Source organism: Spirosoma endophyticum (assembly GCF_900112365.1).
GTDB classification, from domain to species: Bacteria; Bacteroidota; Bacteroidia; order Cytophagales; family Spirosomataceae; genus Spirosoma; species Spirosoma endophyticum.
Map to the genome: position 1 here is coordinate 1 of NZ_FOLQ01000004.1, position 25,630 is coordinate 25,630.

Sequence of the window (25,630 nt, forward strand, 5' to 3'; positions counted from 1 at the left end):
GGCTAGCACCGCATCTTTGTCGGCTACTTTATCCAGCAAGGGTTTACGTCCCCGTCCTGGTTTGGTTTGTAGTCCTGCGAGTCCATCGGTTTTAAAGCGTTTCAGCCAGCTATTAACACTCACATGGCACATGCCCACAATCTGGGCAACATCTTTCGATTTACGGCCAGCCGCTTTGAGTAGGATGGCTTGGCAACGCATCCGAAAGCTATGGCTATCATTGGTTTTTAATTCACGTTCTAAATCGGCACGTTGGATATCGGTTAGAACCGGAGTATTTACTCGTCCCATGAGGGCAAGTTAGAAAATAATGCAAACTATTTCTCACGGACTACTTACTTAGTCTTGTTTTAATATAAATTCGTGTGACCATAAATAATGTAGAATCGGTGAACGTAGGCGACTGATTAAGTCAGACAGCTATTAAAAAATCAGTGTCTTAAAAAAACCCTCCTATTTGAGACGATAAAATCTTCATACATCTGCTTCAAGAAATGGGCGTTTCACGAGAAAGTAAATCAGCCAGAATGCGGCGAAAAAGTATCTAGTAAAATGCGAATCTTTAGCCCATCAGCAGCGAAGGGTGTAGCAGTGGTTCAATAAAAGACAACACAGATTCTCTCCAGTAAAATAAGACGTACCAATTTGTAGGACTGCTTCTGGCTTATCTCAAAAAAACGGGCGATTATGGAAACAGTGAATTACCCAAACTAAGTCTGTAAAAGTGTCGAGTTAAGTTGATACTAGCCTGGTTGAATAAAATTAATGCGTTACATTTCGCCACGATATAGTTTCTAGAATGTTAATTGCTAAATAACATTCTGGCGCCTGAACACTAGCTTGTCATCTACCATCTTACGATGCATCCTGCCCTACAAACTTATCTGGCCGGTAAGATTACCCTATCAGCTGAGGAGGCTTCAGTCGTTAGTAGCTACTTCAAAGTCAAATACACGAAGCGTAACGAAATCCTCGTCGCTAAAGGGAGTGTAGCTCGCTATGTTTATTTCGTCGTTAAAGGATGTCTGCGCGTATTTTTGACTGATGACCAGGGAAACGAGTCAACCCGTTTTTTGGTCTTAGAAGGCCGTTTTGGAACGACTTTCCCCAGCTTTATTCTTCGGCAGCCTTCGATCGCTTCCCTTCAAAGTCCCGAGTCATCGGAACTGCTTATGATCAGTTATGAGGATCGACAGGCTCTTTATACGCGTATACCAGGTTGGGAAACCATGGATCGAATTGGCCTCGAACTCGATTATATTGAGTCCATTCGACGCATTGAAAGCTTTATTTCGTTGGATGCCAGAGCTCGGTACGATACGCTCCAACAAACCAATCCGGAGATTATCCAACGATTACCCGCTAAAATCATCGCCGATTATCTGGGTATTTCCCAGGAAACATTGAGCCGCTTAAAGACAAAAAGATAGTTTATTGATTTTTGTCAATCTTTTTTCAGTACGCTGCTGCTTGCTTTGTACCAACAAGTCAAGACAATCATGCACAGATTAGGGATCATTGTTCTTTATTGCCTGCTGGTGCCACCAATTAGCTTTGCCCAGCATCCACCGAATACGCAGATCGGTCAACAAACCTTTTCGTTCATGGACGAAAGCCGTCATCGTCCGGTAGTGACGGAAGTATGGTATCCAACCGACGACACCTTGAAAGCGAATGATAAAGTATTCTCGCCCTTCACCCGTCAGTATACAGTGCGGAATGGGCAGTTGCCTATTCACAAAATGCCGCTGATTATGCTATCACACGGTACGGGAGGAGGGCGGCTGACTATGGAGTGGCTAGCGCAGGGACTGGCTCAAAACGGATTTATTGTGGCTGCTGTTGACCATTGGGGCAATACCTACGATAACAAAGTAGCCCTCGAATTTCTTAAACCTTGGGAGCGCCCGCTAGACATTAGTTTTGCCTTGACGGCTCTGCTAACGAATACCGCTTTTAGTACGGTGATTGATTCGCAACGCATTGGAGGAGCGGGTTTCTCGTTTGGAGGCTATACTGTCATTGCGCTGGCGGGTGCCGTGCTGGATTATAATACCTTGCTTACCTATTATAAAACGACGGGTCGTCGGGAGATCGATATTCCTGAACTGCCCGGTGTAGCCCAATACCTAAACGACCCCTCCCTTAAAGCTGCCATCAAGAAATTACCATCGCTAAAGGAGCATCGCCTTAGCGCATTTCTGGCTATATCACCTGCGCTTGGCCAGGGATTTCAACGGAAAGATCAAGTGAAAGCTATTCAAAGCCCGCTGTATATTATGGGCGCTCAAAGTGATAGCATAGCACCGGTAAAAACTAACGCCCGTCACTTCCATCGGCTCATATCGGGGTCTGACTACTATGAATTTGGGGGCAAAACTGGGCACTACGTTATGCTGAACGAAGCGATTAACGAAGTCAAAAAATCGGACCCGATTTACTTTAGTGATGTGGTTACTGTGAATCGCCACCAAGTTCACATGGAAGTTATTCGTTTAGCCACGCAGTTTTTCAGAAATAGGCTATCTGGCTATTGATCATGGAAGGAGTGCTAGTCACTACTTCATCTGATCAATAGCCCTCCTTTAATTGATTTTGAAGTCATCAATTGTTTATTCTCAAAAAAGGCTCCTACTTGAGACAAAAGCACGTCCCTAGTTGTACTTTAGCTAGACCTGTTCGGAATGGAGTTGGCTAGATTTAACAAATTAAGCGCCATCAGATAGGGCATGATGAAGGGAAAAGCAGGGATGGACACTAAATAAGTGGCAATTACCAGTGGTTCAAAAGAGAACGAGGGGAGCACACTCAGTAAAGCGCCGACTAGACTGAAAAACACATACAGCCGACAAACCTTGGGCTTGAACCACCTTGCTGATTGTAGGGCTAACCCAAAAGCAGCCGTAGCTAAATACAAAAGGGCTACCTCCGCTCCGCTAATCCAACTAAAAAGGGCACGCATAGCCAAGTACCAATCGGGCCTTTCCGCCATCGATGAGGCCGAAAAGTTAGTAAATGATTCACCTAAAAAGCTACCCCAATAGGCCATGTTGGCAATAAATAAAGGCTGAGCGATGCCCAACGCCAGTACACCCAGTAACCAATAGTGCTGCTCACCGCTCTGGCGGAGTTTGTTAGCCAGCAAGGCCAATCCAACTGTGATCAGAATCCCTCCCGCTATCAGCAGGGCATAGCGAATCTGTTGTTCGATAGCCGTGTTCACCCATTCGGGTATGGAAGTGGGCGGAGGTCCCATGCCCGCGAAAACGGTAAAACCGATCCAGGGAATGATCACCAACAGGGCAATGATGCCGAGTTGCCTTTGCCCAGGATCGGGATTGGTGAAGCAATTCTTTCCCATGCCCCAGACGGCGCTTGCCATCAGGGCCGCATGAGCCAGCCAGATGGGAAGATAGAGTTGGGGTTTATTGTGTCCAAGGCCAAGGGCTACTGCCGCGGCTAAAAAGGGAACAAGAGTAAGGTATAACCGGCTAAGCGCTGGTCGGTTGGTCATAACGAATAGGGTAGCAAATACCGCTAATTTAGGTAGCCAATCTATAAATTACTCGGTAAACCAATCTAAACAACGTTTTCTCATTAAATGCTTTTATCGTTCGATACTTATTGGATGCCCGAATGGCTTTTTGTTTATCTGGTTATGAACATACGTGAAAGTCTATCCACTTATATACAATGATGTTAACTACAAGCCAATAGTCAATATATCTCTTTCCTAAAATAGTATTTTACCGCTAAATCACAAATAACAATACCTTTCCCTACTTCTTTCATGATTTTGTACTTTTTGTAGTGTTCGTTCAGGAAAAGCAACCTTTTCGTGGACGTTTTCAGTCATCAGAGCTGAGAGTTAAGCTTTCACTATAAGCCATGAAAAGCGTTTAGTTGGCCAAGGGTTTTCGTGAACGATTTTTGTAAGCTGTCAAAATAAGAGCAAAAGTGTGATTTTCAAACGCTTACGTAGTTCATTAAATATAGCTGGCTAGCCTTTTAATGAACGATTTCAGTTTGATATATTCTGCATAGTGAGATAGTACTGTAGAAGAGTAAGTCAAGGATGGTCAGTCCCGGGTTAATGCTCTGACTGCTAACTCGCAGTGGCTCCCCACCCCCGATAATTCAGGGGCCCGCTCAGCTTCGGCGATACGACAGCGTACCGACCGGTGTGATCATTTGACACAGCTATTGGAATTAACCATCGCACTTTGGGAGCCTTATTTGAGAATTGATCCGATAAGTTGCCTAGGTATCCAGTCAGGGTAAACAGTTTGTGGGCACCTAGGTCCAGTGGTTGTATCGGCGGGTGGAAGTGGCCCTGAATGGGGACTAGTCGAGGGTGGGGTACTGCCCCGGCCAAAACCGCTGCTGTTCGTTTTATCAATGACACAGCTCCCCCAAAAGATCAGGGTGCTGTCTTCTCCGTTAAGGGTGGGCGGGCGCTCATGCCAGTAAGCCAGATGACGGCTTTTGGCGTGGCCCCAGATCATATGTCCCAAGCGCACACCGAAGGGGTTGTACGGGTAAAACTGGTGGTATTCACCGTCGAAATAGATCAAACCGTTGGGGTCGTTCATTCAATTGGCACGGAGTGAGAAGTGGTACTGCGGACCAAACACCGGCCAATAGGTGGTACCGACACTGTGACGCTGTGGCAGACCGATAAACGGTAACAAGTCAACAAACCGAACCCCCTATAAAACGCAGACCATTATAGCCAAAGCAGACTAAGCATGGTGGGTAAGTTCGCTCCTTTCTTGATCAGTTTTACGCCTGATCCAGCAAAACATCCCCAATAAACGATCGGTTAGGCTCTTGATCAGTTACATTCTTCTTATGACCGCTAATAATCCATTTCAACGGTACGACGAAACCGACGACCGGCAATTTTACGGGCAGCCCCGCCTGGTCAACCACATCGACGATGCTGCCGTCCGGGCTACCACCAACTTATATGCCGAATATCTGCCCGCTGGCGGTAATATTCTCGATCTGATGAGCAGTTGGGTAAGCCACCTGCCTACCAACATACAGTACGGACGCGTAGCCGGACTGGGCATGAACGAGGTCGAGTTGAAGGCCAACCCACAACTCACCGAGTACGTGGTACAGAACCTGAACCAAACACCCAGCCTCGCTTACCGCGACAATACCTTCGACGGTGGCATGGTAACGGTGTCGGTGCAGTACCTGACTCAGCCGGTGAGTGTTTACCGGGAGCTGGCGCGCGTGCTGCGGCCCGGCAGTCCGTTCCTGACCGTGTTCTCCAATCGCATGTTTCCGACCAAGGCCGTTGCCATCTGGCAATCGCTCAATGATCTAGGCCATCAGCAGTTGGTCCGTTCGTATTATGAGCAAACCGGCCTGTTCGACCAAATAGAGGTCCTTGATCGTAGCCCGGGTGGCTGGAGTGATCCGCTATTTGCGGTGGTAGGCCGGGTTAAAGATGAGATTGGCTCAACAGACGATTACTACGGTATTCATTCGATAAGCAACTAAGGGGGAGCGCCCCCATTCATACGAAATAGTCCATCAACCATAATTTGTACAGCTAGTCAATGTAGTACGAGGTCAAGTAAAAAAACGCTTGGCCAAATGGACGATACTGGCTGAGTTGCGGCCCAGCTTGCCCTTTGCCATTATCGTCTTAAATCGTACACGAAACCGGTCAATTTAATGGTTTTTCAGCCAGCGGAAACTATCCTGTTGACCCGAGCGAGAAGGCAAATTAACGCTCAAAAGTTTCTTTGTTAAAGACGCTCAGGTATGCATTGCACCCGAGGCCAACAAGTATATACTGGCTTATATGACACCCTATATAAGAGCGGATAAACGTTAAGCTTATTGTGAAGTAGCTCAATCCGGGGTTGACTCGGAACACCTTTACGACAGCTACAAGATTCCACACTACTTTTTAGTGGAAGTCAAATTCAAGTAAACGGCTACTTAAAGTATATCGTCAAAAAGGTACCGCAACGGCCGGTTCACCGGAGTGGGATCGTAAAATAATCAAAAGGGGTTAGCCGGTTCGACTCGCTTTAGCTACCTACTGGTCTGTAAACCCAATCGCGTTCGGCTATTTTGAGATGCCTGCTAAATCTCGACTTTGGAGCGTTTTAGGAGACGGTGATTTTACTATCTGTCAGGTAGTTCACAGTCGGTACACCGACCCGGGGCTGCCCGTTGCCACCGCAGTCCAGTTAGTAGGATAGGCACATTGTACAATTAGTTTGTCTCCAAGGATAGATAGCGTCTTACCTATTGCCAATAGCTGAGTCTAAAAACACGGGGGACACAGATGACGATACGGATGGGTTTGCAACGAATGGTCGGCGAGTGTCGTTACTCCAGCAACCGATGGCTACACGCAAATTTTATCTCCCTAACCGATTATGAATAAAAAGGGACCTATCATTGTCATTGAAGATGATGAGGACGACCAGCTTCTGTTAACGCAGATCATTAAAAAGCTGACAACGCCAAACGAAATTATCTTTTTCCAAGACCCTGAAGAAGCGCTTACCTACTTACTATCGACCGATATTGAGCCATTCATCGTTTTGTCGGACATCAATATGCCCAAGTTGAGCGGACTTGAACTCCGAGAGAAAGTGCATGCCAATGAGAGCCTGCGCTTAAAATGCATCCCCTATTTATTCTTTACCACCAGTGCCGAGCAGCAACACGTCATTGACGCCTACTCCAAGTCAGTCCAAGGCTTCTTTATCAAGCCCAGCAGCCTGGATAAACTTGAACAGATGATGCGAAAAATAATCGATTACTGGCAGGAATGTACCTCGCCTGACTTTGTGGGCTAATTTGTTGCCACCGTAGTTAAGCTCTTTAGCTGCTAAAGTCAGGCGATCTACTTGGCCATTCAGTACTTGCTGATACGCAGCAACACTTTATACCCCAAGGTAACTTGCCTATACGTTCAAAAGCTAACGCTTAGGAACCCACGTAAGCACCCTGGCCCGCGATAGCGAAGCTTTTATTGAGGGATAACCAGATAGACGACGCAAAGGCTAATGCGCCCGATTTTGGCCCTTTAAGAGTACGACAGGTATACGACCAGCAAAGCGATGGGTTAAACGGTCTTTAGTCTTTAAATCCAACCCTTATGAGAAAAGGACAGATATTAGTTTTAGGAAATGTGGCGTATGATCCAGACAAAATAGCTCACTTTGATTTTGGCAAGAATCAGTTTGGTCAGCGCCGGTGTAGGTGTGCATTCAACGAACCGGTCGATGAAGCGGGTGCCACCATTCGGTCGAAAGAAGAATATGGTATGTTACTCGAATTTGCTGAGACAAATGCCTTAATTCGAGAACGGGATCTGAAATTTCGCGAGTAGCGTTGTTTTAGGTATCGTTTACCCATAGGCTCGCTCTATGATTGAGTTGGACATCTATTAAAATTACCGCTCCGACAGCCCGGCGATGTACGTTTTCATTCACAAAAACGGAAACCCATTGGTAACGCTTATCAGTCTTAATTTTTCGATGAGTTCGCTCCAAAGAGACTGCTGAGCCGGTATGTGTTGATTATCCCTGAGAGCACCAATCAAGCCGGAGATTTTGTAGACTTCTTCCATGTCGGTCTGTGGGAACAGACTACCCAGTAGCGTGATGATGCCCAGGAAAAGTGCCAACGTGGATTACATGGCTAAAAGGTAAGCGGCATTTTGGTAAGTATCCAAACGAAACGCCAATTTGGGATGATTGCTACCGCAGCCACCTGGTTGCGTTTAAATCCGGGTAGGAATAGGTGTCTGACGGGCTTTATCTCATCAGCATCCTACTTCCGGTGCGTTACCGCATGCTTTCACGTCGAGATTTTCTCATGGCCGCCGGGGCGCTGGCCGCCGGGGCGCTGGCCGCCGGTCTTCCTACTGTCTCTGCTCAGGCCAAGGGCAACTACCCCATCGGCATTCAGCTCTACACCGTCCGGGAGTGGATGAATCAAGACCCCGTGGGAACCTTGAAACAATTGGCCGCTATTGGCTATACGCTGCTCGAATCCTATCAGGGGGATAAGGGCATCTATTTTGGGTTGAAACCGGCAGAGTTTACTAAAATTGCCCATGACCTGGGCATGACGCTGTTTGCTTCTCATTTCAATTTGGGCAAAACGGCGGAAAGCTCCATAACCGAAGCCGCTACCATGGGGCTCAAGTACATGATCGTCCCCTATAATGAGCTCACTAGTCTGGAAACCACTAAGCGGGCGGTGGAGGAGTATACCCGGTTAGGGGAGTTATGCCAAAAACACGGCATTCAATTCGGCTACCATAACCATGGGTATGATTTTGAGACCTTCGAAGGCGTGGTGCCCTATGAGTTGTTTCTGAAACAGATTGACCCTAAGCTGATGATCATGGAGATGGAACTGTACTGGTTTGCCCGCATGAAGGTAGATCCCCTGACGTTCATCCAGAAGTACCCGGGCCGTTTTCCCATCTGGCACGTCAAGGATATGGATAAACAGGATCGCACGGCCAATACGGAGGTTGGAAAGGGAAGTATTGACTACAAGCGGCTTTTTGCCCACGCTAACCAAGCGGGTTTACAGTATTCGGTCGTGGAGCAGGACGGTCATTTCCACCCCTCCGTTTGGCCTAGTCTAACCACCAGTTTGGGGGCAACAAAAATTCTGGGGCGATAGCTCGTCAGCCTAATTCAACGGCTACTAACGACATGGACAACAACCAGAATATTCAGCCCACCGAAAGCGGTTATGCCCCTGTAAATGGGCTTCAGCTATACTATGAGGTCTACGGAGAAGGCAAACCCCTTGTGCTGCTGCACGGCTCCTACCTGACTATCCCCCTGAATTGGTCAACCTTCATCCCGCTGCTGGCCAAAGACCGGAGAGTCATTGCCACCGAAATGCAGGGGCATGGCCGCACCAGGGATACAACCCGCGAGTTTAGTTACGAAGCAATGGCCGATGATGTGTCCGGTCTACTTAAGCACCTTAAACTCGATCAGGCCGATATAATGGGCTACAGTATGGGTGGCTGCTTAGCCTTTCAGGTAGCGGTGCGCCATCCCGAGCAGGTACGCAGGCTGGTGGTGTTGTCAGGTACCTACAAGCACGATGGCTGGTGACCCGATACGGAGGCCAGTTTTGCTAGGTTCACCCCAGACCTATTTGAGGGCACGCCCGTATGGGAACAATACGATAGCTTTGGCAATGATCCGGCCCGTTTTCCGGAATTTGTAAAAAAGGTGGTTAGTATAGATCTGAAGACCTACGATTGGTCAACGGATGTAAAAACCATACCCCCCCCGTCTTCATGGCCATTGGCGATGCCGATGGGGTGCGCTATGAGCATGCCCTTGAACTATTTCGGGCCAAAGGGGGTGGGAAACAAGGCGATATAGACGGGTTACCTAAATCTCGGTTGGCCATTCTACCCGGCACGACCCATATCGGTATGCTGCAGCGAACCAATTGGCTAAACCCGATGATCACGGAGTTCCTGGATTCCGATCTGTCTGCCGCCCCTCCTACCTTTTAAGGCGTGATTACCCTGCAAAACAAGAAACATGAAACGGCTTCAAGGCATTCACAAAGCACACATTCCGAATCCAGCCCTAAACGAACTGGGCAAGCTGGTTGGCCAATGGACAACAGCTAGCACCCATCCCGCCGTCCCCAATAAAGTGTTGGCCGGGAAATCATCCTTTGAATGGATCGAGGGCGGTGCTTTTCTGAAGTGGTATTTAGAGGTTGAGGAAGAAGGGTTCCCGGTTGGTATCGGCATCTTCGGCAGTGACGACGCTACCGGAGAGTTGTTTATGCTTTATTTTGACGAGCGGAAGATTTCGAGAAAGTATGAGGTTTCTGTTAACGGCAACGTGGTGAAATGGTGGCGCAATGTGTCTGGATTTTCGCAACGCTATAGCTGGACCATTAAGGGTGATGGGAATACGATCCTGGGAAAAGGTGAACTCTGTGAAGACGGCGAAACATGGGGTAAAGATTTAGACCAGACATTTACTCGTGTCAAGTAAAAGAGGGATTTGTGAGACCATATGCTACGGATAGTAGTTTACAGTTATTAAAATTTGTGCGCAAAATCCCGACCTAAATCGAACCTTTAAGTGAACTAATGTAAACTGCTTTATGAAATAAGCTATATCCGTTCACTTAATGTTCTAACAAAGCTCAGTATGCAGTACTAGTCATAGCTTGGTATAAGGGGGCCAATTTTAACGGAAAATAACAACTTAGGTTAGCCTAAAGCATAGGTCGAACGATCAGTTGAAAAAGGTTGGCAACTGCTCCTGCAGACGGTACATAGTTACATCGAAATAACCTTCCCTAGCTTTCATAGATTGGTTCCTCAGGCATCAGTGGCTCATCGCCGTCCCACGCCAATAGAAAAAACGGCTACATTGCTGAGCCGCTTTTTTCAGAATTCCATCATTCACTACACGTTATAGACAGGGGGTCTATAGGCCTAGTAACGGATTGTAGGTTATTTCGTTTTTATTTAACCGATCAACCGGATAAGGCCAGCAAAAAGATAGGATATGGGGTGGCACGGTACTCGGGCAACACGAACTGCCTTAACCGCCAGTGTGGTCAGCTCTACTCCTTTTAATGACTTGATTTCACTCAACCGTATTATGTAGGCCCTCAGCTACCTTTCATCGATTCCAAATCCCGCTGGCCGTCCCTTTAATTAATTTATGGGCCTGAATGGGGCCAAGAACCGCTCCGTATCCTAACGAGACGACCGAGGCCAGCACTACGCCTGAACTGCCCAAACCTAAGGTTTTGCTCAGCAGAAAAGCTAAGGGAATATTGGTCAGAATACAGGCCAGTGCGTACCATATCTGGAGCCGCATCTTGCCTGCACTATTGGTAACGGTACTCGAAATAAGATTCCAGCCCGTAATCACGACAAATAGCCCAAGGCTAAGATTCAAGCTAGAGGGAATGTGAATGCGCTGGCCAACCCAAACTGAGTAAACGGGTTGAGCTACCAACACCATCAAGATGACGACACCCACCAAGCCAGCCCAAAGCCTATACATCATCTGGTGGGTACGCTGCATCCAGGCGACATCTTGTTTGACAAAGGCCTCAGTGAAGGCTGACCAGTAGGGCACGATGACCAACCCAAAGAGCGTATTGGTAATGGTGAAATAGCGAAAGGCTATGTTATAAGACGCCACAGCTGCCGAGCCAAAAAATTGATTGATCAGCAAGTTATCGGTGTAAAAAACAACAATGAAAGCGAGCTGGATTAAAAAAAATGTGTATCCCAGTGAAAGAATCTGCCTGGCTTGTTTAAACCGGATTTGAGTGAACGTAGGCCGATAAGCGATCAATCGTTTCTGATACAGCACCCAGCTACTAATTCCTAAGACCACCAAAGGGCTTCCGGCCGCTACTAGAGCCAGGTAGACTACGTTCGAATTCGTAAACCGACTTACCCCGTACGTGCCGATCAAGACGAGTAAATTGATCAGAAAATTGATCAAATTGACCCGGCTTGACTCTTGCAATGCCAGCAACACGTAGGACAGCATATCCAGCACTAACTTAACAGCCATAGCGATCGCCACGATCAGCACAACTAAGCGCAATTGATGGGGATCCATGGATGAGTTGAGCACCCGTGACCAAGGTATGTAGTTGGCCAGAATCAGGAATAACAGAATAAACGCCCCTTGCAGCAAGCCAAACAAAGCGTAAGCCGTACTAACCAATAGCTGGGCTAGTTTAGGATTCTGATTGGAAGCCGCTTCGGCCAGCTTATTACGTAGTCCATTGCCAATACCCAGATCAACGAAGGCCAGCAAGGAACTCATCGAACTAATCGTCACCCAAGTCCCATAAGTGGTCTGGGTTAAGTAACTGATTGTTATTGGAACTAGTAAGAGAGAAACCAGCATACTACCCGCTTTACTGATTAGGCCCAAAACGGAATTAATGTGAAGGTTCCGCGTGCGGGGATGAATAGTGGCAATTCGTTTCTGGAGCTGTCCTAGGGCCGTCAAAATCATTCTGTGTCTGGATAAACGTGGTAGCAAGTGTGTAAATTATGGCAATGAAACGCTGTCAGCTACTGATGTCAAGTGTCATCGACAGCGTTCGGTCTTCCCGAGCGCGTGACAAAAATTAACTACCCAAGTTAAATTATATCTTATCGCTTGATCCGATCAGCACTATACTTTGACTCATTTCCTGGATCAAGAAGTAGCGATTTTCAAACGTGAAACTTTACCTAGATTTTGCTCCTGATAGCTGCCGGTCGTATGGCTAATGCCCGTAGCACGACACCTGTTTTAACCAGGTTGTCTACTTAATCGACCAACAGGGTTAAGAAAATAGGAAGCAAACTACGTTGTTGGTTAAGCACGGCATCTTTTATTCGTTTGCAATAAAACCATTTTAACAGGCCTTGGCATCATTTTACTTTTTAAAAGGTAATCCTTGAAATACTTCTATTTTAAAGGGTATATCTGCAACGTGGATATAACTACGCTAGATAGGTTAGAAACATACAATGCATTACGCAACTTATTGGGTCTAATAGGTATATAAAGAGTTTAAACTAATCAACATGTCGTTGATCACTACGGGACGGGGCTTACCAAACTTCTGGTCTAAATTTATAGTAGCTAGCCTAAACCCGTTGACCAACAAGGAGGCCATCGCGTAGATACGGGTGAAGGCTTAGTAATGACAACATCCATCGCCAAGGGATCATCTTAATGGGAGATCAACACTGTATGCATTTTAAACTAACCCTTGATAAGCTCCTTAGCGCTAGACACGGGATCTTGCTGGCTAAGAACGAACTTCAGGTAAGGTTGTCTAGAACTGCCGACAACCAAGCCAATCTAGTTACTACTCGTAAGTATGGAGTCGACACCAGTTTGGTGACTCACTCATGTTGATACCACTGTCGCCTACCAGTAACCTGAGCGGTTTGAACTATAGATTCACCTTCGCGATGATCAGTGCCTTATCCGATGTCAGTCCAACCAATAGAATACCCGCCTAAAGACGAACCACCGGGAGGAAATCTTTCTGATAACCCCATAACTGACCCTTCGAATGTACATTGGTGTATTAGGGCCTATTGCTACGAATGACTTATTGAATGAATCGGTTTTAGCCCAGCAGCCGTCCTGGCCAAAAGGTCGAGCCGGAGCCCCCTTAGTGAGTAACCTCATTAAAGAATATCTAGCCCTTGGGCATCGGGTGCTGGCGATTACAATTGATCCGGACATGGATGATAACGAGCCCCCTTTTGTTTATACCGATCAACAACTCACCTATGTGGTTGCCCCCAGCCGGCACCACACGTTCCGGCCCAATGGCAAGCGGCTGGGCCGGACGCTGGACTTGTTCCGATTTGAGCGTCATCAGATGCTCGCTTTATTACATCGCTATAAACCCGATGTGGTTCACGCCCATTGGACCTATGAATTCGCCATGGCTGCGTTGAGTTATAGCCCCAATGCCCTGATCACGGTTCATGATAACGCCTTGACTATCCTCACTTACATCCGGACATTGGAGCGGGTTTTCATGTTCTTTCTGGCTCGAATTGTTTTTAAGCGGGGTCGCTGGTTTACGGCCGTATCGCCTTATATGGCCCAGTCAATTGGCAAATGGGTTTCCTCAAAGGTATTTGTGATCGCCAATCCAGTGTCAGTACCTACAGTCCGCCGTAGTCCCGCTTTATCGGATCCCCCCACAATCGGCATGATTGTCAATGGATGGGAAAAACGCAAGAATAGTGAGAAGGGGTTACTGGCATTTAAAGTCTTACAACGTCAATATCCAACCGCCCTTTTATGGGCAATGGGTACGGCATTTGAGCCTGGAGGAGAGGCTGTTGATTTTTGTCGGCACCATAACATAACGAATGTGCATTTCTTGGGGTCAATGGCTCATGCCGATGTGCTGGGGAAACTGGCTGAATGTACTCTACTGTTGCACACCTCGCTGGAGGAATCTTTCGGGATGGTTTTAGCGGAAGCCATGAGTTTAGGCGTTCCAGTAGTGGCTGGCAAATTCAGCGGGGCTGTTCCCTGGGTAGTAGCCGAGGGTGGTTTATTAGTTGACGTAACCCAAGTTGATGAAATTGCAATCGCCCTGGAAACGCTACTCACTGAACCCGCAACCTACAGGCGCCTTTCGGGGAATGGTGTTCAACTCGTACAAAGCCGCTTTTCTATTCAATTTATTGCCAATCAATTCTTGATGCTCTATCAGTTATGTAATTCAAGTTTACCCGGTTCGGAGCCAACTTCAGCGTCGGGTGAAATAGGAATTAGCTCTACGGGTAAGTTTGGTTAACGGCCTGTTTACAACGGCCGCTAAACGTGGACAACTGCTCTATTTGATGAGTTGCCGAATGAGTTACGGTTCATAATAGATAAAAAATGGTTTTACAGCTTCGTGGCAAAACTGCCCTGGTAACCGGATCGAAGGCGGGCATTGGCCTGACAATTGCCAAAACGCTGGCCTAGGAAGGAGCCGACGTCATACTCAATGGCCGCAGCAACGAAGGGGTTGCAACACTGGCCCGTCAACTGACGGACGAATTACCTGGCACCCGCTTTCGGGGCATTGCGGCTGATTTTAGTCAGGTGACTCAAATGAACGCCTTGCTGGCGGAATTGCCCCAAGTGGATATAGTGATTAACAACGTCGGAATCTTTGAGCCGAAAGCGTTTGCCGACATTCCCAATGAGGACTGATTCAAGTTTTTTGAGGTAAACGTCATGAGCGGGGTTCGCCTGTCCCGTCATTATTTCCCCATATGCTGGCCAACGGGTGGGGACGTGTCCTTATCATCTCCAGCGAGTCAGCGCTGCAAATCCCGACGGAGATGATTCATTATAGCACAACCAAAACCGCTCAATTGGCTGTTTCACGCGGTCTGGCTGAATTGACCACCGGGACGGACGTGACGGTCAATACGGCGCTGCCCGGTCCGACGTTCTCCGAAGGTATGGGCGATTTTATTACCAGTATGGCGGCTAGAAGTAACGTGTCGGTAGCGGAAATGGAGAAGGATTTCTTCAAAAATGCCTGCCCGACCTCTATCATCAAACGATTAGCTACCACCCAGGAGGTGGCTAATCTGGTCGCTTATCTGGCCAGCCCGCTGGCATTGGCCACCAATGGAGCCGCCATCCGGGTAGATGGGGGTGTATCCAAGACCATTGCCTGATAGCAGCTCAACCCTGAAAAAGCTACAGGGTCAACCGGCCTCTTCATGGGTGATAACACGGTAGATCGTTGCAACCGGGCGCTTGACGGTTCACGACATATACCGGGTCTATCAGGAGGTTCCGGCCTACCAGTATCCTGTTACTTACGTTTAACATTTTTTTTCAGAACGGGAGCAGGCTATTGATTGGATAAGCCAGTAAAAACGTATAATTGAATCGGTACAGAGCAGCAGAGGAAGGTCATTACGCTTTTACAATAATTCGTTGCGTAGGGTATAGACTAATTCATTACTAGCAGCCTGGCTTGTCTTCAATACATAAATACGTCAATGATTATGCGCCCTATTATGCTCAGCTGCACTCTTTTAGCCCTGTTCCTATGGCTGACACTCAATACGGTAGCGGCCCAAACGTCTCTTTCCCAGCTACCAGACAATCAGCCCCATTTTGAAGTCTTAATCTTGATTGGTGGTAAGCCCGCCAATCTCTATAAAGGCATTCCCCTGACAACGCAAATCCTGCAGCTGGAAGGTTACCTGACCCGCCAAAGCCAGTTGGAATATGCTCAGTTAAAGCCAGAGGTGACTATTCATCGAGCGATCATCACGTTAGTGCGAAAAGATACCCGACTGGGTTCGATTGTCTGGACGGGGAGCGAGTCGCTAGGTAACTTACCCCAACAAGCCAAAAAAGGGGATCAGTACGAGATCCGTTTGGACGATGTGCGTGTGCAGACTAAAGATGACAAATCCGAGCAATTGACGGCCAGTCAGCAACTGACGGTCAGGCTCTTCTAACAAATGGTTCCTTACGTAGTAGAACGGTCTAGACGTTTGTTATCTTAGGTCGTACTGAAATGGGAACTCGTGACAAGAGTCAGTTAACCTGATTTAACTAGTATATGGGCTTTTTAGTCAACTCATCCGTAGTTGTCGTTTCACCTATGGATCACGTTTTTCGCAACTTTTTTCACCCTTTATTATGACAAAAAGGTCAATCTTATTGGTGGGGTTTATTGCCTTGAAGTTTCTGCTACAATATGTCTTAATTCATCCCGAGTATGATTTACATAGGGATGAATATCTGCACCTGGATCAGGCAAATCATCCTGCCTGGGGGTACTTATCGGTACCGCCCTTCACCTCCTGGATTGCCCTGATTATTAGCTGGCTTGGGCATCCGGTTTGGGCAGTGCGATTTTTCCCGGCCTTCTTTGGGGCGTTGACCATCCTGATCGTTTGGAAAACGGTAGAGGAGTTGAACGGAAATTTATTTGCCTGTGTGCTAGCGGCCACGTGTCTAATCTTGTCCGTCTTATTACGATTGAACCAGCTTTTTCAGCCTAACTCCTTCGACGTCTTGTGTTGGACAAGCTTATATTTCGTATTAATTAAATACATCAATTCCAAAAACAAGCAATGGCTCTACGTTTTTGCCGCTGTCTTTGCGCTCGGGTTTCTAAATAAGTATAATGTAGTTTTTCTGTTAATCGGACTGTTTCCCGCCCTACTACTGACCCCGCAGCGTCGATTGTTGCTGGGTCGGCACGTTTATCTAGCAGTAGGGGTAAGCCTTTTGTTAATCATGCCCAATCTGATCTGGCAATACCAACATACGTTTCCAGTCATTCACCACATGAGGCTACTGGCCCGGACTCAACTGGTCAAGGTAAACCGGGCCGATTTTCTAAAAGAACAACTCCTATACTTTGTGGGCTCCTGGATTGTTATCATCGCTGGATTATATGGACTGCTCGTTTATAAACCTTTTTTAGCTTACCGATCTTTCTTTTTTGCCCTCCTATTCACCTTAGCAACGTTCACTTTTTTACGGGCCAAAGGGTATTACGCTATCGGGATATATCCGGTTTATCTAGCGTTTGGCGCTGTGTTTATTTCGGTTAAGTTACAATCGGTCTGGTTACGAGCCGCCTTGATGGTCGTCCCAATTCTGTTGTTTATCCCGGTATACCAGGTAGCTTTCCCCAATAAAACACCGCAGGAAATCACCCAGCATCCTGAGCAGTATCAAAAGCTGGGGCTCTTACGCTGGGAAGATGGAAAAGATCATGCATTACCGCAGGATTTTGCGGATATGCTTGGCTGGCGGGAATTGGCCGCCAAGGTAGATTCGGTCTACGCCCGTTCGCCCGATCGGGATAAAACCCTGGTTTTATGTGACAATTATGGCCAAGCCGGGGCGATTAACTATTACACGCATCAGGGTATCAAGGCTGTCACCTTTAATGCGGATTATATAAACTGGTTTGAACTTGACAAAAAATATAACCATCTCATTCGAATCAAAGAAGCCGGGGCTGAAGCAAATGAACTGATAGAGAGTGGCTCTTTATTCAAGACGGCTTATGTCTCTGATTCGATTCGGAGTCCCTTTGCTCGGGAGCAGGGGACAACCATCTTTGTCTTTGCGTTTGCCAAAGTAAATATTAATCGTCGGCTGGCTAAAGAGATTGAGGAGGAGCGCTGGTAGCCCTGTTGTTGTCTTGTTGGGAAAACATACCAAGGTTTTTCTGTAAGCAGACAAAAAAAGAGGTTGATAAAATGACTAGTTGACACACACCAGCAACCTACCACGTATCGAGTATGCTAGAGCTATTCCGAACAGTGATCGTTTCTCGTTTTCCCGAACTGGGTAACGCTTCGTTTACCCTGCTGACCTTGGGCTGGGATTCAATAGCCGTGGATGTGGATGACGAGCTAATGTTTAAATTTCCTCGTGACCAAGAGGGAATCGACGCGTTACGTCGAGAAGCCGCCATGCTGGCTGTTGTTTGCCCAAAGCTGACACTAGCCGTCCCTGATCTCGTTTTTTTCGACACACCTCAGCCCTTTTCCAGACACATTAAGCTTAAAGGGGACCATTTAACCACAGCTCAATATGAACTACTGGATAACAGCGTAAAACAAAGAGTAGCCGAAGAACTAGCCCGATTTTATGCCCAGCTTCACGCCATCGATCCTACCTTACTGCAAGCAGTAGGGGCACGGCCACTTGATCCATGGCCAACGTCGGAGGGTATTCTAACGGGTGTTCAACCACATTTATCCAAGGCTTATCTGATAAAGGCAATAAAAACACTTGATCAATGGGCGCATCTGGCTGACGATCCGTATGGGATCATCTATGGCTATTTTGACGGTCACGGCTGGAACATGGCGTTCGATTATGAACGTCAACAGCTAGCTGGGGTGTATGATTTTGGGGATGCTGGCTTTGGAGAGTTGCATCAAGAGTTCATCTACACCAACTTCATTTCGCCCGACCTTACCGAACGGGTTATGACGGAATATGAACTCATTACGGGCTATCGACTTGACCGAGGGCGCGTGTCGATCCTAACTGGCGTGTTGCGGTTGGTTGAACTGGCCGAGATGGGTACTGATCCCGACTACGCCACCCTGGTGTTAGCCAATGCCTTGGGCTGGCCGAAAACTAAAGTTGTTGTGGTATGTCTTGTCCTGATTTTAATCGGAGGTTTTTCTGAACGGTGACAGGGTTGAAAGGAATGGTTGAAAACAGGCATTTTCGCGTTCAATAAACTCGTTCACTTTAGTTGTTCAGCGTTTTTGGGTGAACTGAGGTTTTATTGAACGACAGAGCTTTTTAAAGTGTAAGCTACCTACCATTTATTATTACTCGACAAGTTTAAATCCTCCTAGGTTAGTCAACTTAGGAGAGATGTCCTTTGCCTTGGTTATACTGATTACAAAAACCTTAGACTTTTAAGGTAACAATTCTACCCCTCACAATCTCATTTTAGGGGATTAGTCGATCTGAATCGTAGCAGGCCGGAATATAGAAGGGCTAATCCAGTATTGACCCCGCTTCTTTTTGCTGACCATGCCACGATCTGCCAATTCCAACACAAACAGTCGATAACATCCGTTTTTGGGCTGCACGGGCTGCCCCATTTGCACATTCTTAGTTTGGCTACCACCAATTAGAAGTACTTCAAACCCAGCTTCCTGTAAGGCGTTGAAAAGTGTTTGCCAATAACTACCGGTGCTTTCCATGGCTGTCGTCGTAACCCCATGCTGCCGCAAATGGTCAATGAGCAATTGGTGATCTTGGGTATACACCCCAAAGGATCGTACGTTTTCGGCATCGGCCGTCCGACTTGTTCTGATCGATGGCTACCCAATGTTTGCAGGAGCCAATATCGATGGCAGCCGCTTGTGAATTAATAACCAGAAGAGTTGCCGTTTGCTTTCCCATACGAATTGACGATTACAGGGGTGAAATGGCCTCAGGGAATGCTTGGATGTGTAAGAGACCCTCTAAAATTAGAATCTTCGAATCATTATTCGGACCATTGACCGTTGAATCAGGGCTTCTAAAACCTTCACCGAGCTGTAGAGAGCATCCCGCCGTTTGGTGTTATCGCCCCGGAAGGAATAGATAAGCTCTTCTTTGGTTAGTGTTTTCATTGGGCCTCGTTTGGTTACTGATAGGGAGTAAAAACAGCCCATTTGAGATAATTATTGATATATTAACATTAGTTTTATGATAATATTTTCATTTTTGGAATATTCTCAACTAATTATTAGAAGATTCTCTTTTTTGGACACATAAAAACCTAAGGGCAAGTTGTCTTATTGCCCGGTAAAAAAAGAAATCACCCCGCTTGGACCCCTTACTTAACTAAACTCTATATGCAGAAATCAACGGCATCCCTGATTCGAAAAGGACGCCCCCCTAAAACCCTTCAGGACCAGCGTATTCACAAAGTCACCGTCAGTTTCACCCCCAGCGAGTATGAGCACCTGCGCCGGCTGGCTGGTCACCAGCCTGTGGTCAAGCCCACGGGCACGAGCACGAAAACAACAGCACGGCCTAAGCGGGACCATGGCTCGATGGCGGGCCACATCCGGGCTATGATCACTAACGGCCGTCAGGGGCTGACGGGGGAACAGTTTGGAATTCTTAACCAGTTGGTAGCCGCCTGTAATACGCTGGATGAGCTGGCGCGACGGGCTGAGACGGCGGGTCTACTGGCCTTGTCGGTTTCGCTGACCAGCTTGCAGCAACGGATCAGTGGGGTGCTGGATGAGGTGGATCGTCGGCAAACAGGACCGGGCAAAACCGCTAAACCTATTTGAGCCATGGTGGCAAAAGTGCGCTTGGGAGGAAGCTTTGGCAATTCAGTCCGCTACCTGATGGAAGGGCGGAAAACGGAAGACCAGCAAATGGTGGAGAAGCACGCAGAAGTGCTAGCCGCAAATGGGATTCGGCTCGGCAGCTTGACACATATGAGTGCTGACTTTACTCGCCAACATGCGCTCAACCCTGATCTAAAACGGGCTGTCTGGCACGTGGCTCTGTCATTTTCCCGCGACGATGAATCCCAATTGACTAACACCCGTATGGCTGAGTTGGCTAAACTGTATATGAGACGCCTGGGCGTTGATCCCACACAAGCCCAGTGGCTTCTAGTACGACATAGTGACCGGGAACATCCACACATGCATCTACTATTAAATCGGGTCAAACAGAATGGCGGTACGATTGATGCAGGGTTTTGCCAAAGTCGCAGTCGATCTGTAGCCATTGCTATTGCCCACGAACAGGGATTAACCCTATCAGTAAGCCGCCCAACGGCTAAAAAAGTGTCTCATCAGCAAAACGAGTCCGCATGGCGAACGGCAAAACGGATCATCTATAAGGCCCTGGCGCAGGAGCTGTCTCACTCAGCATCGCTAATAGGTCTAGCTAACCGATTAGAGCAGTACGAAATTCAGGTTCATCGTTATCCGGCCAAGGCGGAGTCTGATGAATCCACGACGGGGGTAGTTTTTGAGCACAATGGTCAGTTTGTCAAGGCTAGCCAGGCTGATCGGGGCTTTAGCTGGCCCAAAATGAAAAACAAATTAACCCAGCAGCGACAACTGGGTATACAAGACCTTCCAAAACTGGGTCTGTCTTTAACAACCTCTCCAAAACCAGTTAAACAGCCAACCATAAACCAACCCTTGGCAAACAAATCAGAAACCGATGCTATCCTTCCTACTAAGGCCACTCAGCTAAATAAGTCCAGATTTAAGATTAATAGAGGGCGATAAACCACTAATTCTAAATAGTTCGTATGCTACTGATTGAGTTGGACAGATATTAAAATCAGCGAAATAAGCCCTCATATTGTACATTTCCGTACCTGACTTTTTTATAAGGGTACCAGCGAAGTTTTGGTTTTCGCTTACGTTGATGCATCTGATGGGGCGTATGCTTATTAGATTCAGCTAAATCCAATACAGTTTAGCTTATTTTTTATACCCAAACTTCAAAATATATCCCTTTTTGCCATCGCCTTCGCTGGCGATAAACAAGTCGCCGTTGGGGGCAAAACAAATGCCTTCGGGCTGACGGAACTGCTTGGGATCGAGTGGTTCAGAATAGATTATTTTAGCCTCGTGGTTCGTAATCAGCAAGCGTTTTCCCGCCGACGTCAGCATATACCATTCCCCCGTTATGGGATGCACGGCAATGCCCGACGGCTTCCATGTTTTCGGGTCGATGCCCGCTCCTTCGAGTTGCTCATCGTTCAGGCTCATGTCTTTGAACACAGCTTTGTTCAGCAGATCGAATGAATAGACGGCTTTATCGCTCGATCCTTTCCCCTCCTTTACGGCAATGAGCAGGCGCTTGGTTTTAGGATTATAGCCCAATCCCTCTACTTCCGTTTTTTTAGGTAAATCGGTTTTAGTACGTCCGATTTGCGTAGATTCTGGCTTGAAACGAAACAAATTCCCATTGCTTTCGAGCACATACACGTCATCATTTACGTACTCAATTCCTTCAAAATCACCGTAACCGCCGAATCCAAAGTCTTTTACAACTTCCTTTTTCTTTGTATCAAAAACGTACACGACAGCCTCTTCATCCTGAACACAAAGCAACTGATTGTTCTTATAATACGTCAGACCCGATATTTCCTTTAGCTCATTGGGCATTGTATAATTTTCATCGGGAGCCGTGAGCTGGTAAGGCAGTTTAAAGGGGGCGGCAATGGTTTCGGCCTTGGGTTTTTCATTTTTTGTCGACGAGCCACCGCAAGCCGTCAGTAGCCAGGCTACTCCTAAAAGAAGACGATTCATACGTTCAATGTTTGTCGTAAAAGTAGGGGTTTGATGGGCAAATAGGGCAGCTATTTTTAGTCGAATTGATAGTATTACCTTCATCTCCTTCGCTTTTGTTAGCAGGGACGCATAAACAATTCCTAACCCGTGAGTAACACAATTAACGTAGTGAATCTGGCAATTGGCATCGATCTCGGAGGCACGCGCATTAAAGGCGTTTTGCTTGATACCCAAACGGGCAACGTACTGGAGAAACGAATTACCCCAACTGACGACGGAGAAGATAGCAACTGGAAAGCCGTGGTGGCCCAAACCGTACAGCAATTAAAAGCCACAACTACTGAACCAATACTGGGCGTCGGTGTAGCCGCACCGGGTTTACCAACCGTTGATAACGAAGCCATTGCCTGCATGCCCGGCCGTTTACAGGGACTGGAAGGATTTATTTGGTCGGAGTTTCTGGGTGAATCCGTGCGGGTGCTCAATGACGCTCACGCGGCTCTGCTGGCCGAAGCCCGATTTGGGGCAGCCAAGTCTGTCAAGAATGCGGTCATGCTCACGCTTGGTACGGGTGTTGGAGGTGGTTTATTGCTCAACGGACAGTTGTATCAGGGCTTTTATCAGATGGCGGGTCATTTGGGCCATATTTCCGTCGATGCTGATAGTGAACAGATTGGGGTAACCGGCACGCCCGGTAGTCTGGAAGATGCCATCGGCAATAGCACAGTTAGTCGGCGGTCGTACGGTCGTTACAAAACCACCTACGAACTGGTCGATGGTTACCGACGGGGCGAACCGCTGGCAACGCTGGTCTGGCTAACGTCTATCCGCCGACTGGCTGCTGGCCTGGCGTCTTTCGCCAATGCATTTTCACCCGAGTTGATCATATTGGGTGGCGGAATCACCCAGGCCGACGACGCCTTATTTACACCGCTTCAAACCTTTATCGACTTATTCGAGTGGCGACCCGCTGGCAAAAAAACGACCATTTGCAAAGCCCATTACGAAGATTGGGCTGGAGCCATCGGAGCAGCGGGCTGTTTTAACGACTAATTTTCAACTCATAATGAGCTTAACAACCCAATACATTCAAAAAACGCAGGCCATATTAGCAACGATTGAACAACAGGCAGACATCATTCAACAGGCTGCCAGTTGGTTTAGCCAGACGATTCTGGCCGGGCGGATGGTTCATCTCTTCGGTAGCGGTCACAGCCGCATTATGGTCGAGGAGATGTGGCCGCGGTATGGATCGTTTCCCGGCTTCAACCCCATTGTCGAGTTGTCGATCTCGTTTCATAACCTGGTGGTGGGTGCGAACGGACAGCGTCAGGCTATGTTTCTGGAAAATGTGCCGGGCTTGGCCCAGCGAATCCTTCGAAACTATGACCTGTCGAAACTGGATTCTGCTCTGGTCATCTCCTCCAGCGGATGCAACGTAGTGCCTATCGAAATGGCCGAAATCTTTCAGCAACAGGGTGTGAAGGTAGTGGCACTTATTACGAAACAACATGCAGAGAAAAGCACCAGCAAACGCATGGACGGTAAAAAACTAAGCGATTTTGCGAATCTGACACTGGACACGGGTGCCCCCGTTGGTGATGCCATGTTAACTATTCCGGGTTTAGATACGCCGGTTGCACCAGGTTCAACGGTTGGTGGAGCCGTTATCGTAAACTGTATCAAAGCCGAAGTCGCGCGCTTGTTGACAGAAGCAGGCCATCCACCCAACGTTCTATCGGCCGCTAACGTAGTGGGGCCGGAGCGAGCCGTGACCTTATTCGAAAGTGCTTACGATGAACACGCCCACCGGCTGGCCAAGCTCTACGAACGCGTTGGGATACCGTCATCGGTCAGTGGACCGGGGCCTAACAGAACGTAGCAGACTCACGATCTGTTACGTTCTGTCATAGCTTGGTTTGATACCAATGTGATTGTGCAGCCATTTGTAACCGAAGCGCAGCCTGCATAAAATAAGTAGCGTTCCGCTCGAAAACTGAATCTTGGCATTCACGCTCCCGAAACCGGCATTCCGCCGGTTTCTTTTTTGCAAATTAGTATGAGTAAGTAGCTTTGTTAGTAAACCTATCGTATCATGTCCTACCGTCTAACGAATTCGCAAAAGTGGCAGCTCGCCCTGAGTGTGTTCGTTATTTACTGGCCCATTCGGCTGTACGTTAACATATCTAACCTCGACTGGTTGCTTTCACCACGTAACATACCGTTCTGGATTTTCGAAATTATCCTGAGTGTTCTATTTTTTTTCGCCTGGATTACCGTATCCGAGCGATTGCAGCAATGGCTTTTTAAACGATTCGGTGGAGATTTCCTGATCGAGTTCAAAATACCGGCTCAATTAGCCACTCTAATCATAGCCAGTGCGCTGGCGGTCGTATTTAATTTTGCTTTCTACTCCCTCTGGCATACGCTGGACGATACGCTGGAAAAAAGCTTTGGTGTCCACCGGGACCAGGAAGTTCGGCCACCTCAGCCAGCTACCCCACAACCCGTATCCGAAGAACGGCGCAAACGAAGTGATCAGCGTAGGCGTGTCAATCATGGCTTGACAGTAATGGCCATGTTATCCGCTTTTTATCTGGCGGCCAATCGACGGACGTATCGTCAACTGGAAGATGTTCAGTTCCGTGCCGAACGGCTGGAAAAAGAGAATGTCCGGGCGCAGTTCGCGGCATTGAAAAGCCAGGTCAACCCTCATTTCCTGTTCAATAGCCTTAGTATTCTATCGTCGCTGGTTCATGCAGACGCTGAATTATCCGAAAAGTTCATCGATCAATTGTCGAGGGCGTACCGCTACATTCTGGAGCAGAAAGACAACGAGCGGGTGCTGCTTAAAACCGAACTGGAGTTTATTCAGGCCTATCGGTTTTTACTGAATATTCGCTTCGAGAACAAATTCGACGTAATTGTCAACGTACCACAAACGGATCAGATGCGCTATAGCATTGCTCCGCTAACCCTACAGTTGTTGGTTGAAAATGCCGTAAAACATAACCGCATGTCTGCTAAGGAACCGTTGCGGGTGCAAATTCACCTCGACGGCGACTGCCTGGTCGTGCAGAATAACCTGCAACCCCGGCCGCAGGCCGAAAACTCTACCGGCGTAGGCTTGCAAAACATCATTACCCGATACGCGCTCCTTACTGATCAACCTGTTTGGGTGGGCGAAAGTGAGGGCAATTTTGTGGTAAAAATCCCCCTATTACTCAATGAGCGAATGAGTGAACTAGTCTCAGAACGCCAACCCGTTCGCTAATTCACACGTTTAGTCGCTCACAAATTTGACCCGTA

Annotated in this window: 29 protein-coding genes; 20 read left to right on the top strand and 9 right to left on the bottom strand. The window is 47.6% G+C overall.

Annotated elements, in window-relative coordinates; genetic code table 11:
- Positions 1–291 (bottom strand): helix-turn-helix domain-containing protein (locus BM202_RS12020; protein WP_143100681.1); only part of this gene is annotated, 291 nt, incomplete at its 3' end.
- Positions 292–860: 569 nt separating this feature from the next.
- On the opposite strand from BM202_RS12020, the gene BM202_RS12025 reads away from it, so the two are divergent.
- Entirely contained in the window at positions 861–1,430 is a 570-nt protein-coding gene (locus tag BM202_RS12025; RefSeq protein WP_093826317.1) for a Crp/Fnr family transcriptional regulator, read from the top strand.
- 69 nt (positions 1,431–1,499) lie between these two features.
- Positions 1,500–2,537, top strand: coding sequence for an alpha/beta hydrolase family protein (locus BM202_RS12030; protein ID WP_093826319.1), 1,038 nt, complete (start codon positions 1,500–1,502; stop codon positions 2,535–2,537).
- A gap of 128 nt (positions 2,538–2,665) precedes the next feature.
- Here BM202_RS12030 and BM202_RS12035 read toward each other — a convergent pair whose 3' ends face one another.
- On the bottom strand, positions 2,666–3,514 hold the full coding sequence (locus BM202_RS12035; protein ID WP_093826321.1) for a hypothetical protein: 849 nt from the start codon (positions 3,512–3,514) through the stop codon (positions 2,666–2,668).
- A gap of 718 nt (positions 3,515–4,232) precedes the next feature.
- A complete protein-coding gene (locus BM202_RS39060) occupies positions 4,233–4,592 on the bottom strand; it encodes a glycoside hydrolase family protein (protein WP_093826323.1) in 360 nt (119 codons plus the stop codon).
- Between the two features lie 259 nt (positions 4,593–4,851).
- On the opposite strand from BM202_RS39060, the gene BM202_RS12045 reads away from it, so the two are divergent.
- From BM202_RS12045 to BM202_RS12055, 3 genes are all read left to right on the top strand, one after another.
- Positions 4,852–5,514, top strand: a complete 663-nt coding sequence (locus BM202_RS12045) for a methyltransferase domain-containing protein (RefSeq protein WP_093826325.1) — start codon at positions 4,852–4,854, stop codon at positions 5,512–5,514.
- Positions 5,515–6,407: 893 nt separating this feature from the next.
- Entirely contained in the window at positions 6,408–6,833 is a 426-nt protein-coding gene (locus tag BM202_RS12050; protein WP_093826327.1) for a response regulator, read from the top strand.
- Positions 6,834–7,135: 302 nt separating this feature from the next.
- On the top strand, positions 7,136–7,369 hold the full coding sequence (locus BM202_RS12055; RefSeq protein ID WP_093826330.1) for a hypothetical protein: 234 nt from the start codon (positions 7,136–7,138) through the stop codon (positions 7,367–7,369).
- Between the two features lie 99 nt (positions 7,370–7,468).
- On the opposite strand, the gene BM202_RS12060 is transcribed toward BM202_RS12055, so the two are convergent.
- Positions 7,469–7,666: a hypothetical protein gene (locus tag BM202_RS12060; RefSeq protein WP_093826332.1), complete on the bottom strand. Its 198-nt coding sequence runs from the start codon at positions 7,664–7,666 to the stop codon at positions 7,469–7,471.
- A 167-nt stretch (positions 7,667–7,833) separates the two neighbouring features.
- On the opposite strand from BM202_RS12060, the gene BM202_RS12065 reads away from it, so the two are divergent.
- The 4 genes from BM202_RS12065 (at position 7,834) to BM202_RS12075 (ending at position 10,034) form a co-directional block, all read left to right on the top strand.
- The gene (locus BM202_RS12065) at positions 7,834–8,679 is read left to right on the top strand and encodes a sugar phosphate isomerase/epimerase family protein (RefSeq protein WP_093826335.1); all 846 of its coding nucleotides are present in this window, start codon (positions 7,834–7,836) and stop codon (positions 8,677–8,679) included.
- Positions 8,680–8,711: 32 nt separating this feature from the next.
- Positions 8,712–9,125, top strand: coding sequence for an alpha/beta fold hydrolase (locus BM202_RS38210; protein ID WP_245776645.1), 414 nt, complete (start codon positions 8,712–8,714; stop codon positions 9,123–9,125).
- Positions 9,126–9,313: 188 nt separating this feature from the next.
- Positions 9,314–9,538, top strand: a complete 225-nt coding sequence (locus BM202_RS38215) for a hypothetical protein (RefSeq protein ID WP_245776646.1) — start codon at positions 9,314–9,316, stop codon at positions 9,536–9,538.
- Positions 9,539–9,566: 28 nt separating this feature from the next.
- The gene (locus BM202_RS12075; protein WP_093826337.1) at positions 9,567–10,034 is read left to right on the top strand and encodes a hypothetical protein; all 468 of its coding nucleotides are present in this window, start codon (positions 9,567–9,569) and stop codon (positions 10,032–10,034) included.
- Between the two features lie 639 nt (positions 10,035–10,673).
- Here BM202_RS12075 and BM202_RS12080 read toward each other — a convergent pair.
- Positions 10,674–12,038, bottom strand: a complete 1,365-nt coding sequence (locus BM202_RS12080) for an oligosaccharide flippase family protein (RefSeq protein ID WP_093826339.1) — start codon at positions 12,036–12,038, stop codon at positions 10,674–10,676.
- Positions 12,039–13,095: 1,057 nt separating this feature from the next.
- Between BM202_RS12080 and BM202_RS12085 the strand changes: the two genes are divergently transcribed.
- The 6 genes from BM202_RS12085 to BM202_RS12105 all read left to right on the top strand — a co-directional run bounded on the left by BM202_RS12085 (position 13,096) and on the right by BM202_RS12105 (position 18,739).
- Positions 13,096–14,346: a glycosyltransferase family 4 protein gene (locus BM202_RS12085; RefSeq protein WP_093826341.1), complete on the top strand. Its 1,251-nt coding sequence runs from the start codon at positions 13,096–13,098 to the stop codon at positions 14,344–14,346.
- Between the two features lie 224 nt (positions 14,347–14,570).
- On the top strand, positions 14,571–14,750 hold the full coding sequence (locus BM202_RS38730; protein WP_317039692.1) for a hypothetical protein: 180 nt from the start codon (positions 14,571–14,573) through the stop codon (positions 14,748–14,750).
- A gap of 62 nt (positions 14,751–14,812) precedes the next feature.
- On the top strand, positions 14,813–15,226 hold the full coding sequence (locus BM202_RS38735) for an SDR family NAD(P)-dependent oxidoreductase (RefSeq protein ID WP_262507676.1): 414 nt from the start codon (positions 14,813–14,815) through the stop codon (positions 15,224–15,226).
- A 348-nt stretch (positions 15,227–15,574) separates the two neighbouring features.
- Positions 15,575–16,024 (top strand): hypothetical protein, encoded by a 450-nt coding sequence (locus BM202_RS12095; RefSeq protein WP_143100682.1) that lies wholly within the window; start codon positions 15,575–15,577, stop codon positions 16,022–16,024.
- Positions 16,025–16,208: 184 nt separating this feature from the next.
- On the top strand, positions 16,209–17,717 hold the full coding sequence (locus BM202_RS12100; RefSeq protein WP_093826343.1) for a glycosyltransferase family 39 protein: 1,509 nt from the start codon (positions 16,209–16,211) through the stop codon (positions 17,715–17,717).
- 113 nt (positions 17,718–17,830) lie between these two features.
- The gene (locus BM202_RS12105) at positions 17,831–18,739 is read left to right on the top strand and encodes a phosphotransferase family protein (RefSeq protein ID WP_093826344.1); all 909 of its coding nucleotides are present in this window, start codon (positions 17,831–17,833) and stop codon (positions 18,737–18,739) included.
- A gap of 273 nt (positions 18,740–19,012) precedes the next feature.
- Here BM202_RS12105 and BM202_RS12110 read toward each other — a convergent pair whose 3' ends face one another.
- The 3 genes from BM202_RS12110 to BM202_RS37220 all read right to left on the bottom strand — a co-directional run bounded on the left by BM202_RS12110 (position 19,013) and on the right by BM202_RS37220 (position 19,675).
- The gene (locus BM202_RS12110; RefSeq protein WP_177236569.1) at positions 19,013–19,306 is read right to left on the bottom strand and encodes an IS110 family transposase; all 294 of its coding nucleotides are present in this window, start codon (positions 19,304–19,306) and stop codon (positions 19,013–19,015) included.
- Entirely contained in the window at positions 19,296–19,463 is a 168-nt protein-coding gene (locus tag BM202_RS37215; RefSeq protein WP_177236570.1) for a hypothetical protein, read from the bottom strand. The genes BM202_RS12110 and BM202_RS37215 overlap by 11 nt, the downstream gene beginning before the upstream one ends.
- A gap of 68 nt (positions 19,464–19,531) precedes the next feature.
- Positions 19,532–19,675 (bottom strand): hypothetical protein, encoded by a 144-nt coding sequence (locus BM202_RS37220; protein WP_177236571.1) that lies wholly within the window; start codon positions 19,673–19,675, stop codon positions 19,532–19,534.
- A gap of 225 nt (positions 19,676–19,900) precedes the next feature.
- On the opposite strand from BM202_RS37220, the gene BM202_RS12115 reads away from it, so the two are divergent.
- Both BM202_RS12115 and BM202_RS12120 read left to right on the top strand, forming a co-directional pair.
- Entirely contained in the window at positions 19,901–20,347 is a 447-nt protein-coding gene (locus BM202_RS12115) for a hypothetical protein (protein WP_093826348.1), read from the top strand.
- A gap of 3 nt (positions 20,348–20,350) precedes the next feature.
- Positions 20,351–21,307 (top strand): relaxase/mobilization nuclease domain-containing protein, encoded by a 957-nt coding sequence (locus BM202_RS12120; RefSeq protein WP_093826349.1) that lies wholly within the window; start codon positions 20,351–20,353, stop codon positions 21,305–21,307.
- A gap of 198 nt (positions 21,308–21,505) precedes the next feature.
- Here BM202_RS12120 and BM202_RS12125 read toward each other — a convergent pair whose 3' ends face one another.
- Positions 21,506–22,339, bottom strand: a complete 834-nt coding sequence (locus tag BM202_RS12125) for an SdiA-regulated domain-containing protein (RefSeq protein WP_093826350.1) — start codon at positions 22,337–22,339, stop codon at positions 21,506–21,508.
- 150 nt (positions 22,340–22,489) lie between these two features.
- On the opposite strand from BM202_RS12125, the gene BM202_RS12130 reads away from it, so the two are divergent.
- The 3 genes from BM202_RS12130 to BM202_RS12140 all read left to right on the top strand — a co-directional run bounded on the left by BM202_RS12130 (position 22,490) and on the right by BM202_RS12140 (position 25,595).
- On the top strand, positions 22,490–23,374 hold the full coding sequence (locus BM202_RS12130; protein WP_093827226.1) for an ROK family protein: 885 nt from the start codon (positions 22,490–22,492) through the stop codon (positions 23,372–23,374).
- Positions 23,375–23,387: 13 nt separating this feature from the next.
- Entirely contained in the window at positions 23,388–24,203 is an 816-nt protein-coding gene (locus tag BM202_RS12135) for a sugar isomerase domain-containing protein (RefSeq protein ID WP_093826353.1), read from the top strand.
- 213 nt (positions 24,204–24,416) lie between these two features.
- Positions 24,417–25,595: a sensor histidine kinase gene (locus tag BM202_RS12140; protein ID WP_093826355.1), complete on the top strand. Its 1,179-nt coding sequence runs from the start codon at positions 24,417–24,419 to the stop codon at positions 25,593–25,595.
- Positions 25,596–25,630 lie beyond the last annotated feature (35 nt).

Excerpts from the sequence above, each read along its gene's own strand:
- BM202_RS12085 (WP_093826341.1), top strand. The coding sequence starts at position 13,096 with ATGTACATTGGTGTATTAGGGCCTATTGCTACGAATGACTTATTGAAT.
- BM202_RS12050 (WP_093826327.1), top strand. The coding sequence starts at position 6,408 with ATGAATAAAAAGGGACCTATCATTGTCATTGAAGATGATGAGGACGAC.
- BM202_RS38210 (WP_245776645.1), top strand. The coding sequence starts at position 8,712 with ATGGACAACAACCAGAATATTCAGCCCACCGAAAGCGGTTATGCCCCT.
- BM202_RS12065 (WP_093826335.1), top strand. The coding sequence starts at position 7,834 with ATGCTTTCACGTCGAGATTTTCTCATGGCCGCCGGGGCGCTGGCCGCC.
- BM202_RS12045 (WP_093826325.1), top strand. The coding sequence starts at position 4,852 with ATGACCGCTAATAATCCATTTCAACGGTACGACGAAACCGACGACCGG.
- BM202_RS12125 (WP_093826350.1), bottom strand. The coding sequence starts at position 22,339 with ATGAATCGTCTTCTTTTAGGAGTAGCCTGGCTACTGACGGCTTGCGGT.
- BM202_RS12095 (WP_143100682.1), top strand. The coding sequence starts at position 15,575 with ATGCTCAGCTGCACTCTTTTAGCCCTGTTCCTATGGCTGACACTCAAT.
- BM202_RS12080 (WP_093826339.1), bottom strand. The coding sequence starts at position 12,038 with ATGATTTTGACGGCCCTAGGACAGCTCCAGAAACGAATTGCCACTATT.
- BM202_RS12035 (WP_093826321.1), bottom strand. The coding sequence starts at position 3,514 with ATGACCAACCGACCAGCGCTTAGCCGGTTATACCTTACTCTTGTTCCC.
- BM202_RS37220 (WP_177236571.1), bottom strand. The coding sequence starts at position 19,675 with ATGAAAACACTAACCAAAGAAGAGCTTATCTATTCCTTCCGGGGCGAT.
- BM202_RS38735 (WP_262507676.1), top strand. The coding sequence starts at position 14,813 with ATGCTGGCCAACGGGTGGGGACGTGTCCTTATCATCTCCAGCGAGTCA.
- BM202_RS12135 (WP_093826353.1), top strand. The coding sequence starts at position 23,388 with ATGAGCTTAACAACCCAATACATTCAAAAAACGCAGGCCATATTAGCA.
- BM202_RS39060 (WP_093826323.1), bottom strand. The coding sequence starts at position 4,592 with ATGAACGACCCCAACGGTTTGATCTATTTCGACGGTGAATACCACCAG.
- BM202_RS37215 (WP_177236570.1), bottom strand. The coding sequence starts at position 19,463 with ATGGGAAAGCAAACGGCAACTCTTCTGGTTATTAATTCACAAGCGGCT.
- BM202_RS12105 (WP_093826344.1), top strand. The coding sequence starts at position 17,831 with ATGCTAGAGCTATTCCGAACAGTGATCGTTTCTCGTTTTCCCGAACTG.
- BM202_RS12115 (WP_093826348.1), top strand. The coding sequence starts at position 19,901 with ATGCAGAAATCAACGGCATCCCTGATTCGAAAAGGACGCCCCCCTAAA.
- BM202_RS12140 (WP_093826355.1), top strand. The coding sequence starts at position 24,417 with ATGTCCTACCGTCTAACGAATTCGCAAAAGTGGCAGCTCGCCCTGAGT.
- BM202_RS12025 (WP_093826317.1), top strand. The coding sequence starts at position 861 with ATGCATCCTGCCCTACAAACTTATCTGGCCGGTAAGATTACCCTATCA.
- BM202_RS12030 (WP_093826319.1), top strand. The coding sequence starts at position 1,500 with ATGCACAGATTAGGGATCATTGTTCTTTATTGCCTGCTGGTGCCACCA.
- BM202_RS12075 (WP_093826337.1), top strand. The coding sequence starts at position 9,567 with ATGAAACGGCTTCAAGGCATTCACAAAGCACACATTCCGAATCCAGCC.
- BM202_RS12055 (WP_093826330.1), top strand. The coding sequence starts at position 7,136 with ATGAGAAAAGGACAGATATTAGTTTTAGGAAATGTGGCGTATGATCCA.
- BM202_RS12120 (WP_093826349.1), top strand. The coding sequence starts at position 20,351 with ATGGTGGCAAAAGTGCGCTTGGGAGGAAGCTTTGGCAATTCAGTCCGC.
- BM202_RS12100 (WP_093826343.1), top strand. The coding sequence starts at position 16,209 with ATGACAAAAAGGTCAATCTTATTGGTGGGGTTTATTGCCTTGAAGTTT.
- BM202_RS38215 (WP_245776646.1), top strand. The coding sequence starts at position 9,314 with ATGGCCATTGGCGATGCCGATGGGGTGCGCTATGAGCATGCCCTTGAA.